Below are 11,636 nucleotides of genomic sequence, written 5' to 3' on the forward strand. Positions count from 1 at the left end.
CCTTTTATTTCGCGAACCCGTACCGGCGATGCCGGTGGTTCGTCCTGCCCTAAGGAACAGCTTTGTCATCAACTATCCCTGCGTTCACTGCCCGTGCCTTCAGCGCCAGCAAGAAGCGCTCGCTGACCGCCGTCATCGCCATCAGCGCTGGCGCTGCGTTCGCGATCGCCGCCCCCCTGTCGGCAAGCGCTCACGTCGTCGTCACGCCGAACACCGCGGAAGCAGGTTCGTACTCGCTCGTCACTTTCAAGGTCCCGACCGAGTCTGCTACCGCCTCCACTGTGAAACTCGAAGTCGACCTCCCCACCGCGACCCCCTTCTCCTCGGTGAGCTACGTGCCCGTTCCGGGGTGGACGACCGAGTTGACTACCGAAACCCTTCCCAAGCCCGTCGCCGTGGGAGAGAACAAGATCACCACGGCGGTGACCAAGGTGGTCTGGACGGCCGGGCCGGGAGCGGAGATCGCGCCCGGGCAGCTACAGCTCTTTCCGCTCTCGCTCGGGCCCGTTCCCGACGTGAAGAAAGTCCAGTTCACCGCCGTGCAGACCTACAGCGACGGCAAGGTAGTGAATTGGGCCGACACGTCCGCCGACGCCGATGAGCCGGCTCCCGCGCTGTACGTCAACGAAGCACCTCCGTCGGAAGACCACCACTCCACCACGGGGGTCACGGCGACCGCGGAGGCAGCGCCATCAACAGCACCATCGACACAGGGCGCGGGCAGCGACCCGCTGGCGCGCGGACTCGGCATCGTCGGCCTCGTGGTCGGCGCGGTCGGCGTCGTGCTCGCGATCGTGTGGCGCCGGCGGACGGTCTAATCGTGCTCCGCTCTCGCCGTAGGGGCTTGCTCGCCCGCACCACCGCGGTCGCCGTGCTGGCGATCGGCGCGGTGCTCGCGATTACGGGACCGGCTCAGGCGCACAACTACCTGATCGAGTCGACGCCAGAAGCCGGGGCAACTCTCACGACACTGCCTGCCCGGTTCTCCGTGATCACCAACGGCACGCTGCTCGACCTGAACAAGAACAACGCGGGCTTCGCCCTGCAGGTTCAGGATGCCGACAAGCGCTACTACGGTGACGGCTGCGTGAGCGTCGACGGGCCCGGCATCTCGACGAAGGCAGAGATCGGGGCGCCCGGTGTCTACACCGTGATCTGGCAGGTGATCTCGACCGACGGTCACCCCGTGTCGGACAGCTTCCAGTTCACCTGGGCGCCGGCAGATGGCTCGACCACCCGGGAGAGCGCGGGGAGCACGAAGATTCCGGACTGCAACGGCACGCTGCATCCGAATGCCGCCACCTCGGCCGCATCACCGGGCCGAACCGCGTCGGTGAGCGAAGGCACGCTGTCGACGATCCTCTGGATCGGCGGCGCGGTGCTCGCTGTCGGCGTCGCGGTCGTCGTGACCCTGCTGCTGACCGCTCGCCGCCGGAAGGCCTAGGAGATACACACAAGACCCCGTCACCGATGGTGGCGGGGTCTTGTGCGTGAAACGACTAGCGAGTGATCGCCGGGATGTTCTTGCGCGAGGCGAGAACCTGGTCGATCAGGCCGTACTCCAGCGCCTGCTCGCCGCTCAGGATGTTGTCGCGGTCGATGTCGCGGTTCACCTGCTCGGGTGTGCGGTTCGAGTGACGCGACAGCGTCTCCTCGAGCCAGGTGCGCATGCGCAGGATCTCGCGAGCCTGGATCTCGATGTCCGACGCCTGGCTCGAGCCCTCCGAGCCGGCGGCGGGCTGGTGGATCAGGATGCGGGCGTTCGGTAGCGCGAGACGCTTACCCGGCGTACCCGCAGCCAGAATCACGGCGGCGGCGGAGGCCGCCTGGCCGAGAACGACGGTCTGGATGTCGGGGCGCACGTACTGCATCGTGTCGTAGATCGCGGTCATCGCGGTGAACGAGCCACCGGGAGAGTTGATGTACATGACGATGTCGCGGTCGGGGTCCTGGCTCTCGAGCACGAGAAGCTGTGCCATGACGTCATCGGCCGAGGCATCGTCGATCTGCACGCCGAGGAAGATGATGCGGTCTTCGAAGAGCTTGGCGTACGGGTCCTGGCGCTTGTAGCCGTAGGCCGTGCGCTCCTCGAACGTCGGAAGGATGTAGCGCGCCTCCGCCGCCGGACGGGCGACGCCGGACGGGAGCGGGGCACCGAGGGTGAAGTTGTCCATGGTGATGTTCCTTACTTGTCGGTCTCGTTGGCGGCGTTGGTGGCATCCGTGTTGGAGATCGACTCGTCGGTTCCGCCACCGCCGACGACCTCTTCCGCGAACTCGCGGAGGTGGTCGACGAAGCCGTACTCGAGTGCCTGCTGGGCCGTGAACCAGTTATCACGGTCGTTGTCGATGAGCACCTGCTCGATCGACTTGCCGGTCTGCTCGGCGGTGAGCTCCGCCATGCGCTTCTTCATGTCGAGGATGACGCCGGCCTGGGTCTGGATGTCGGCGGCAGTTCCACCGAAACCACCGGACGGCTGGTGCAGCAGTACGCGGGCATTCGGGGTGATGTAGCGCTTGCCCTTCGTGCCTGAGGAGAGCAGGAACTGCCCCATGGAGGCGGCGAGGCCGATTCCGACGGTGACGATGTCGTTCGGGACGAACTTCATCGTGTCGTAGATGGCCATGCCCGCGGTGATGGAGCCACCGGGAGAGTTGATGTACAGGAAGATGTCCTTCTTCGGGTCTTCTGCCGCCAGCAGAAGCATCTTCGCGCAGATTTCATTGGCGTTGTCATCGCGCACCTCTGAGCCAAGCCAGATGATGCGGTCCTTGAGGAGTTGGTCGAAGATGCTCGAGACCAATGCCGGTTGGGCCATTATTGCGCTCCAAGTTTGTATAGGTACTGCTGTTTAGGTACTGCCGGGGCGGTACTGCCGTATCGCTTCTGCTGATTCGATCCTGCAGTTGTCGCTTGTTGACGAATCTAGTGGAGCGCCCGAGCCCAGATGTGCCTGTTCGCCGTGGGCAGAGTTAGGTCAGGCAGGGCGGGTCGCAGCCCTCAGATCTCGTCGGCGTGCACGACCAGAACTCCTTCGCGCACCAGACGACGGGCGACGACGACGGATGACTCGGCGTCGAGGCCGCGCAGGGCTCCGGCCATCACCGGCCGCCGCCGCTCCAACTCCTGCAACGCGGGGTATGCCTCCGCGGGCAGAACCACCGTGCGGGTGCCGAAAGCGATCGTGGCGTCATCGAGGTCGTGCTCGATGCGGGCGGTGAGGCCGTCTCGCCAGACGACCGGGGTGTCGGCATCGATGGTGGAGAGTGACTCGATGGTGGAGAGTGACTCGATGGTGGCGAGCGGGCGCACGGGGGCCGGACGCACGGTGTCTGCGAGCTTGGTGGCAAGCGCATCGCCGACCCGCGCGGTTGTGGTGCCCTGGAGGGTCGACGTGAGCGACACGATCGTGCTCTCGATCAGGGGTGCTAGAGCCGCGGCATCCGTGTAGTCGATGCCGAGCGGGAGCGAGCCGCGGAGCGCGCCATCGGAGCTGGCCGCAGCAACCAGGCGCTGCACGACGTCCCAGCGGGTGAGTGCCGAGACGCCGATCGTCAGGTGGATCGAGGTGCCGCCAAGGGCCTGGGCGGAGTGGATCCAGCCGCGCGGCAGGTAGAGCACATCGCCGGGACGGAAGGTCTCGTCGATCGCTGGGGTGCCGGCGGCCTTCGCGGCAACCGCATCGCGGTGATCGGTCCACGGCTGATCGCGTAGCGGGTCGCGATGGACGGGCTCGTGGATGGTCCAGTGCTTCTCGCCGAAGATCTGGATGACGAACACGTCGTGCACGTCGTAGTGCGGGTCGAATCCGCGGGACGATGCCGGCGTGACGTACGCGTTGACCTGCGCGGGGTGGGAGAGGTCGGCGACCAGCGCACGCGTGAAGTCGGCGATGGGCTGCCAGGTGCGATGAAGACCTTGCAACACGAGGGTGGCGCCGGCGGCGAACTCGCGCAGCACCTTGCCGGAGTCGAGCTGATCTCCGATCTCGGCACCAAAGCCCCCTGGCGACGTATAGCGCGAGGCATCGAGCACGGTGCCCTCGTTCGCCATGCGCACGAACGGCGTGCGGATGGACCGGTTGGCGACCAACTCGTCGACCGCGGCGAGGCTGAACAGGTCGCTGAACCCGGCGCTGGACCCTTCGCTGGACCTTTCGCTGGACCGTTCGCTCAGGTCGTTGGCGCGGGAAAGCAGCGGTGCACTCCCCCAGTACTCCGTGGCGAACTCATTGGAGGAAACCGAGATGAGACGGTCGAGCGCGGGCCGACGTACCGACCCGCGCTCCGTGAAGTCGTTATTCACTCGATCGGGCATGGCCTCGGATCAGGCCGAGCCGTCGGCGCCGCCGTCGTGACCGCCGGGGTTTGCGCCCCCATCGGCCGGGCCTTCGGCAGAACCATCTGCTCCACCGTCGTGGCCGTCCGAGTTTGCTCCGCCGTCGGCCGGCCCCTCTCCGGCACCGCCGTCCGCACCGCCGTCATGGCCGCCGGGGTTCGCTCCGCCGTCAGCGGGGCCTTCGACCGACGGATCGTCGGTGCTGCTGATGTCGTCGTCGTTGATGCTCACGAATAACCTCCGAACGTAACGCGGGAAAGCGGCGTGTGCCGCCTTCGGTCAGCGTACTCCGGAGGGTGAGGATGGCGACCCGTTATTCGACGGGGATTGACGTCGTTTGGGCGCCTGTCGATGCCGTCGCGACACGTCGTTATTCGACCGGTCGTGATGTCTTCGCGAGGCCCGATTCGTTCGCGACGTCGGCAGTCTTTGCCACCCAGTCGCTGAGGAACTTCGCGGTCGCCTCGTCGTGGATGTCATCACCGATCGTGATGATCGGATAGTCGCGGTGCAGGATGCCGTCGGCGGGACGCACATCGAGGTGGCCGGTGTCGAAGCCTTCGCGGTGGAGATAGTCGGCCATGAGGTAGTCGCTGCGCGAATCGCCGACAGAACGCCAGACGTGCGGAAGCGGACCGAGCTCGGCGAAGTACTCGAGGGCACGCTGTGCGCCGCGGTCCTTATCGAGCGCCACCGACTCGATGTCGGTGGAGATGATGGTGGTGTCGATGCGGAAGGGCACGAGCCCCGCGGCATCATGCACCTCGCGGTTTCCGAAGCGCACGCCGAGTCCGGCCGCGGTCAAGAGATCGAAGGCCTGCGCGTCGAAGCGAGCCTGGGCCTCCTTGTAGACGGCGGAAGGGACATCCGTGCGCTGCTCGACGGAGATCATGGCGCGTTTGGTCTCGTCGAAGAAGGTGGTGTCGGAGTACTCGGTCTCGATCAGTCGACGGATGTCCGTGACAATCGATTCCGGGAGCGCGACAGTCGGATCGATCGTCACCTCGCCCATGCCCGCCGAGGTGATGGGCGCCCAGGAGCCACCCTTCTCGAACACGCCGAACATCCGTGCGCCCGGGGTAGCCAGAGCGTCGGCGAGTCCGTCGTCGAGCAGAGGCCCGACGACGAACTCACGCACGAAGGCATCCGACCGCCCGGTGATGAACGCAATCGGAGCGCCGGCCGCGGCCAAGGTGACGAGGTCTCTGCGGATGCTCTCGATGCGGATGGTGCGACTGACCGGTGAGGCCAGAGGACCATCCACATCGAAGAGCAAACCGAGATCGATCACGCTGCGCTACCCGCTTCTGCCTGCTGTGTTGTAGCGGCTATGTGTCGTTGTCGCTACGTGTGGTTGTGGCTACTTGTGGTTGTGGCTACTTGTGGTCGTGGCCGTAGTGCTCGTGACCGGGCTTGCGACCGTGGCCGTCTTTCTGGTTGCCGTGGTCGTGGCCCGCGTGGTCGTTGGCCTGCGTGAGCAGGTTGGCGGCCTCTGACGTGTCGAACTCGTCGTTCGACTCGTCTTCGGGAGCGGTGGCAGAGGCGACGAACGCCGAGATGTCGACCGGCTTGCCGTCAGTGTCAACGACCTTCGCCTTCGACAGCACGCTCGCCAGAGCCTTGCCGCGCGCTACCTCGCCGATCATGCCGGGGATCTGGCCGTTCTCGTCGAGCACCTTGATGAACTCGCCCGGCTCCATGTTGTACTGGGCAGCGCCCTGCACGAGGTACTGGGTGAGCTCGTTCTGGCTGACGCGAACCTCGTCGGCCTCGGCGATGGAGTCGAGCAGGATCTGGCTGCGGAACGTCTTCTCGCTGGACTCGGTGACCTCGGCGCGGTGAACGTCGTCCTCGAGGCGCTGCTCGTTCTCGAGGTGACGGTGCACCTCGTCGAGCACGAGCTGCTCGGGAACGGCGATCTCGACGGATTCGAGCAGCTTGTCGACGATCTGGTCACGTGCCTGAGCACCCTGGCCGAAGACCTTCGAGCGCTCGATCTGGCCACGGATGTCTTCACGCAGCTCGGCGATGGTGTCGAACTGGCTGGCGATCTGCGCGAAGTCGTCGTCGGCGGTCGGAAGCTCGCGCTCCTTGACGGCCAGCAGGTTCACGGTGATCTCCGCCGACTCGCCCTCGTTGTCGCCGCCGAGCAGCTTGGACTCGAAGACCGTGGTCTCGCCAGCGCTCAGGCCGTCGAGGGCCTCGTCGATGCCGTCGATCAGGTCACCGGAGCCGACCTGGTACGAGATCGCGTTCGCGGTGTCGACCTCGTTGCCGGCGATCTTGGCGACCAGGTCGATCTGCACGAAGTCGCCGGTCGCGGCCGGGCGCTCCACGGTGATCAGGGTGCCGAAGCGCTCGAGCAGGTTGTTCAGCTCGGTCTCGACGTCGTCATCCGTGACCACGATCGGGTCGACGGTGAGCTCGATGCCATCGAGGTTCGGGATCTCGAAGTCGGGACGCACGTCGACCTCGACCTCGACCTCGAGGTCACCACTGAAGTCTTTGAGACTCGGCAGGCCCTTGATGTCTGCGGCGGGGCGGCCGAGCGGCTTGATCTTCTCGGCCTCGACGGCCTCGCGGTAGAACTTGTCCAGGCCGTCGTTGACCGCGTGGTTCATTACCTCTTCACGACCGACGCGCTGGTCGATGATGGGCGGCGGCACCTTGCCCTTACGGAACCCGGGGATGTTCACGGACTCAGCGATGTGCTTGTACGCGTGATCAATGCTGGGCTTGAGCTCGTCGGGGGTGACTGAGATGGTCAGCTTCACCCGGGTGGGGCTGAGCTTCTCGACCGTGGTCTTCACGATGGTTCTCCTGGTGATTCTGGTGGATTATGCCGTACGTAATTCGTGGTGCTGCATCTGTGTGGTGCTGCATCTGTGCGGTGCTGCGTTCTTCGTGGTGCTGTGTCGGGGCGACAGGATTCGAACCTGCGACCTCTCGGTCCCAAACCGAGCGCTCTACCAAGCTGAGCTACGCCCCGTCGTTCTGAGCAGTTCTTTCGTACTGAGTAGTTTTTTCACACAACCTGCGAACCGCTCTCGGACGAACGGATGGCGCGCCGAGAGCCAGAAATAGGCCTCCGCAAGTCTAGTGCACGCTTCACACCCGCTTGCTGGCAGGCTGCCGCGTGCGGCTTGCCTGGCGCCCGTCACCTGGTGCCCGTCATCTCAAGCCAGTCGTCTCGTGCCAGTCGTCTGTGCCAGTCGTCTCGAGCCAGTCGTCTCGAGCCAGTCATCTCGAGCCAGTCGTCTGGTGCCAGTCGTCTGGTGCCAGTCGTCTGTGCAGGCGGCGATTCCGCCCCCGCCGGCACATTGCTCGACTTTGTGTCCGCGGCGGCTACGCCAACAATTGCACTTTCCCTCCCCTCCGCGGTTCCCGATCGGGGTCGATCCACGGCGGGGGGATGAAGTACGGCACCTGGTCGCGGAGCTGAATCTCCCATCCGTCGTCGTGAACACGATGGTGGTGGAACGAGCACAGCGGGATCCCGTTGCCCAGATCGGTCGGTCCACCGTTCGACCACCAGCGGATATGGTGCGCTTCGGTGTAGCTGGGTGGGTGTCCGCAGGCCGGGAACGCGCATCCGCCGTACCGCTCCGCCAGGGCGTGTCGTTGTGCGGGGGTGAATAGTCGCTGATCGCGCCCGACATCGAGCACCTCCCCGCGACCGCCGAGGACCATGGGGATCAGGTTCGCGTCCGCGGCGAGAATGCGGGCTCGTGTGCCGGAGATTCCGGCATCGATACCGTCGATCTGGGCCGCTCCCAGACCAGTGACGAGTTGGTCGAGGGCCAGGCGGACGACCATCGTCACGAGGGGTGCTTTGGCGCCACCACACGAGCAGTCGATCGCTCGGCGGAACATGTCCTCTGCCGCGTCGGCGCGCCGTTGTGGAATGGTGCGGTCATCGAGGTCGCCCATGCCGTCGATGGCGAGCCCGACACGGTCGCGGTCTCTCTTCTGCCGCAACTGCTCAGCCACTAGATGGTCGATACCGGCACGCACGAGACCAGCAGTTTCGGGTGGCATGACCCAGACGAACCGCATCATCCCGTCATCCTGTTCGACCATCGTCAGCGAGCGACGCTGCCGCCGGATCAGATCCCGCGGCTGTGCGCCTTCCTGATCGAGATGGTCACGCACGTGCCGGGCGATCCCCGCCACCTGCTTGACCGTGAGCCCTGGGGCATGGTCGACGAGCACACGTTCCCCGGCGAGGCGAGCGTCTGCAGTGCAGAACGGCGTGGCGTGATCGAGTTCCCGCACGATCACCGACGCCGCCTCCACGCTGATGGCGAGCTGGGATAGACCTTCGCTCACCGCGGGGTATCGGGCCGGCAACGGTGATCCGTCTAGGGCACGCGGGGATCGGGTTGCCTCACCGACCACGCACAGGCGGCCTGCGTCCGCCGGGCCGATCTGCCACAGCTCGGCCAGGAACAGTGCCGGAGTCGAGTGCCCGGCACTGCGGGCCAGCCCTTCGGCGCCGAGATGGGTCGCCGACCGCTGCACCAGTTGCCCGGCAACCGCGGTCTGAGCGGTGGCGACAACTCGAGCCACTCGGCCGAGGTCGGCGGTCAGCGCGAGAAACCTCTCCGACGACAGTGCGTCGATGTCGACCTCTCCCCACGCCTCGGCGAACGCAGTGACGTGCGCGAGGAGAGTGCGGGCGGAGAGGTTCATACGGACAGTTTCTCAGCGACCACCGACATTTCCTGGGGCACGAATAATGCTGACCAGCCCCTGTTTACAACTCCCCAAGGTTGACCGCCTGTGGAGGAGTGGAGCGCCCTTCGACAAGCTCAGGGACCGAAGATCGGCTCAGGGGCCGAACACACGCTCAGGAACCGAACGCAGGCTCAGAGATCCGAAGACGGGCGCCGAGATCGACGGCACGCGACGATGGCGAACGACCTCAGTCCTCCGCTAGAACGATCACCTTGTCGCCTGGAGCAAAAATCACGGCGTCGGTCTTGGTCGGGTTGACCCGCACCCCGTACTGCTGAGCGCTGTCGCGTGCCTGGGCTGCGATGCGGTAGCCGATCGCGGTCTCCCCGCGGCGACGGGCCGCCTCGAGCACGGTGTAGAAGTCTGCTGCCGCGCCCGGCATCAGGTAGAGCTCTGCGGGGCGGAGGTAGATTTCACTTCCCTCGCTCGAGAACAGGGTGTCGAAGACATCCGTCAACTGTTTGTTCTCGGAGACCTGCGAGAGCAGCAGGCTGACCAGTTTGTCGCTGACGATGAAGTCGTCTGCCTTGGTCACTTCGGCGAGTTCCCGGTTGCCATCGTCGAGCATTTCGCTGACGACGTTGAGGTCGATGCCCGCCTTGTCGGCGATGTCGCGCAGGTGGAGCAGCGTCACGAGGGTCTTGGCGTCTGCCCGCTGCGCATCGAGGTGCTCGTAGGCGAGCACGATCACGTGCTGGTAGCCGGCCACATCGAGGCTCTCGAGCAGGGCCCTGCTGTTGGTGTCTCCCCGCAGGTAGTTGAGGCGCATGTTGGAGAAGTCCGCGAACTCGGGCGCGTCAACTTCGGCCACGACGGTGACGGATGATCCCGGCGCAACGTACTCGTTGAGCTCGCGCAGCATCACCGCGAGGTCGGGGTTGTAGCCGAGCACGAGAGTGCTCTCGGGCGTGAGGGCGGGCGCCACGGCATCGCTGATCACCGTCGGATCCGGGATGCCTGGCTCGGCCAGTTCGATGACGCTGTCGTCTTCGGCGATCACGATCAACTGATCGCCGCTCGCATAGACCGTGTCGGCCGACGGGTTGATCTGCACGACGCCGTCGCGCACGATCCCCATGACCGAGGACGTGGCGAACGCCAGCTGCGTCTCGAAGTAGGTCGACCCATAGAGGCTCGGCTGGGTGGTGAAGTAGATCTCGTCGCCGTCGAAATCGAGCAGCTCCGTGTAGACGACGCTCAGGCCGCTCTGGCGGCAGCTCTGTACGGTGATGCGGCTGATCAGATCGCTGGCGAGCACCCAGTGTGCCTCGTCGCGCCCGACCAGGGTGGCCGCTTCGAGGTTGTGCGGATCGGCGATCTCGCCGACGATGTGGTACTTCTCGGCCTTTCGGCGCGGGTTGTTGGTGAGCGCGAGCCCGGTCTTGATGACGGCAGAGTCCGGGTCGTCACTGCCCTCCGGCGCGAGGATGATGATGCTCCGAGCGCCCTGCGGGTTCGCCAGCTCGAGGTCGGTGAGGCTCATCGGATCGCCGCTGCGCACGATGATGCGGGTCTTGCCTGTATCGGGCACGTTCGCGCGGATCGCCTCCTCCATCTCCACCTTGTCCTCGGGAGCGAGCACCACGATGACCGGACGACGACGGGACTCGTTGGCGATCGCGATCTCGCTGATGATCGGGAAGACCTTGCTGCTCCAGCCGAGGATGAGCGTCTGATCGGATTCGAGCACCCGCGAGCGCCCCTTGCGCAGCTTCTCCACCTGCGAGTCGAAGCCACTCGAGACGATGCCGATCAGGCTCGCCACCACGAAGATGCCGAAGATCGTGACGACCAGCATCGTGACCCGGAACGGCCAGCCCGTGTCGCCCGCCATGGTGCCGCTGTCCATGGCGCGCAACAGGTTCTGCCAGATCGCCTCACCGAAGTTGCCCTCGGTCTTGGGTGCGATTCCGAAGATCAGGATGACCGCCGCCACAAGCGCGATAAAGACCAGCACCACCGCACCCAGGAGGGCGATCAGTGCACCGGTGCCCCGCGCCATGACGCCGTCGAAGCGGTAGCGCAGACGTTCCGAAAATCGAACGGTGGTCATGAATCCTCCAGCTGTGGCGCGGCAATATGGGGTGACGCCAGCGCGGCAGCTCGAAAGTCCCCCGGCGACGTGAGTCAGCCACACCCGCCCGAACCCCCCGGTTCGCCCCCACACCGTGTCTCGACGTCAAGAGGTCTCAACGTCGGGTACAGTATTCATCGGCAGTCGCGTTCCCGGTGGAAACTCCGGTATATCGGCCGCTGCGGGGATGTAGCTCAATGGTAGAGCCTCAGTCTTCCAAACTGATCACGCGAGTTCGATTCTCGTCATCCCCTCCGTATAAAAATGCTGGTCACAGACACCCTGGCCCCCTAACTGGGTGCAGTCGTGGTGCGATGCCCCGCCGTTCGACCGCCCGCGGCTGACGGTTTAAGCGCCAGCCCGGCGTCACGCAATCCAGACAGACCAGGTGCCACCGGCACACCCGACCGGCTGCCAACTCTGGCCTGATTCCGCGACTAATCGGCGAGGCTTGCCGCTCTCCACAGCACGCGCACGCCTCCGTCGC

At 65.4% G+C, this 11,636-nt stretch carries 10 protein-coding genes and 2 tRNA genes; 3 read left to right on the forward strand and 9 right to left on the reverse strand.

Features of this window, described 5'->3' with window-relative positions:
* Nucleotides 1–62: 62 nt before the first annotated feature.
* The gene (locus IV501_RS00005) at nt 63–818 is read left to right on the forward strand and encodes a YcnI family copper-binding membrane protein (protein WP_234698074.1); all 756 of its coding nucleotides are present in this window, start codon (nt 63–65) and stop codon (nt 816–818) included.
* A 2-nt stretch (nt 819–820) separates the two neighbouring features.
* Nucleotides 821–1,444 (forward strand): copper resistance CopC family protein, encoded by a 624-nt coding sequence (locus IV501_RS00010; protein WP_200554380.1) that lies wholly within the window; start codon nt 821–823, stop codon nt 1,442–1,444.
* A gap of 55 nt (nt 1,445–1,499) precedes the next feature.
* On the opposite strand, the gene IV501_RS00015 is transcribed toward IV501_RS00010, so the two are convergent.
* The 9 genes from IV501_RS00015 to IV501_RS00055 form a co-directional block, all read right to left on the reverse strand.
* Nucleotides 1,500–2,174: an ATP-dependent Clp protease proteolytic subunit gene (locus IV501_RS00015; protein ID WP_200554381.1), complete on the reverse strand. Its 675-nt coding sequence runs from the start codon at nt 2,172–2,174 to the stop codon at nt 1,500–1,502.
* 11 nt (nt 2,175–2,185) lie between these two features.
* On the reverse strand, nt 2,186–2,818 hold the full coding sequence (locus tag IV501_RS00020; RefSeq protein WP_200554382.1) for an ATP-dependent Clp protease proteolytic subunit: 633 nt from the start codon (nt 2,816–2,818) through the stop codon (nt 2,186–2,188).
* Between the two features lie 182 nt (nt 2,819–3,000).
* Nucleotides 3,001–4,317 carry a cupin domain-containing protein gene (locus IV501_RS00025; RefSeq protein ID WP_200554383.1) on the reverse strand — a complete coding sequence of 439 codons (1,317 nt, stop codon included), beginning with the start codon at nt 4,315–4,317 and terminating at the stop codon, nt 3,001–3,003.
* A 9-nt stretch (nt 4,318–4,326) separates the two neighbouring features.
* Nucleotides 4,327–4,569, reverse strand: coding sequence for a BatC protein (locus IV501_RS00030; protein WP_234698075.1), 243 nt, complete (start codon nt 4,567–4,569; stop codon nt 4,327–4,329).
* A 139-nt stretch (nt 4,570–4,708) separates the two neighbouring features.
* On the reverse strand, nt 4,709–5,629 hold the full coding sequence (locus IV501_RS00035) for a hypothetical protein (RefSeq protein WP_200554384.1): 921 nt from the start codon (nt 5,627–5,629) through the stop codon (nt 4,709–4,711).
* 85 nt (nt 5,630–5,714) lie between these two features.
* Nucleotides 5,715–7,148 carry a trigger factor gene (gene tig / locus IV501_RS00040; protein ID WP_200554385.1) on the reverse strand — a complete coding sequence of 478 codons (1,434 nt, stop codon included), beginning with the start codon at nt 7,146–7,148 and terminating at the stop codon, nt 5,715–5,717.
* Between the two features lie 105 nt (nt 7,149–7,253).
* Nucleotides 7,254–7,327, reverse strand: a tRNA-Pro gene (locus IV501_RS00045).
* 356 nt (nt 7,328–7,683) lie between these two features.
* A complete protein-coding gene (locus tag IV501_RS00050) occupies nt 7,684–9,030 on the reverse strand; it encodes an HNH endonuclease signature motif containing protein (RefSeq protein ID WP_200554386.1) in 1,347 nt (448 codons plus the stop codon).
* A gap of 232 nt (nt 9,031–9,262) precedes the next feature.
* The gene (locus IV501_RS00055) at nt 9,263–11,128 is read right to left on the reverse strand and encodes a CASTOR/POLLUX-related putative ion channel (RefSeq protein ID WP_200554387.1); all 1,866 of its coding nucleotides are present in this window, start codon (nt 11,126–11,128) and stop codon (nt 9,263–9,265) included.
* A gap of 204 nt (nt 11,129–11,332) precedes the next feature.
* Here IV501_RS00055 and IV501_RS00060 point away from each other — a divergent pair.
* Nucleotides 11,333–11,403, forward strand: a tRNA-Gly gene (locus IV501_RS00060).
* Nucleotides 11,404–11,636: the final 233 nt, after the last annotated feature.

It is taken from the genome of Lacisediminihabitans changchengi (assembly GCF_016634425.1).
Taxonomy (GTDB): Bacteria; Actinomycetota; Actinomycetes; order Actinomycetales; family Microbacteriaceae; genus Lacisediminihabitans; species Lacisediminihabitans changchengi.

Excerpts from the sequence above, each read along its gene's own strand:
- IV501_RS00050 (WP_200554386.1), bottom strand. The coding sequence starts at position 9,030 with ATGAACCTCTCCGCCCGCACTCTCCTCGCGCACGTCACTGCGTTCGCC.
- IV501_RS00020 (WP_200554382.1), bottom strand. The coding sequence starts at position 2,818 with ATGGCCCAACCGGCATTGGTCTCGAGCATCTTCGACCAACTCCTCAAG.
- IV501_RS00055 (WP_200554387.1), bottom strand. The coding sequence starts at position 11,128 with ATGACCACCGTTCGATTTTCGGAACGTCTGCGCTACCGCTTCGACGGC.
- IV501_RS00015 (WP_200554381.1), bottom strand. The coding sequence starts at position 2,174 with ATGGACAACTTCACCCTCGGTGCCCCGCTCCCGTCCGGCGTCGCCCGT.
- IV501_RS00025 (WP_200554383.1), bottom strand. The coding sequence starts at position 4,317 with ATGCCCGATCGAGTGAATAACGACTTCACGGAGCGCGGGTCGGTACGT.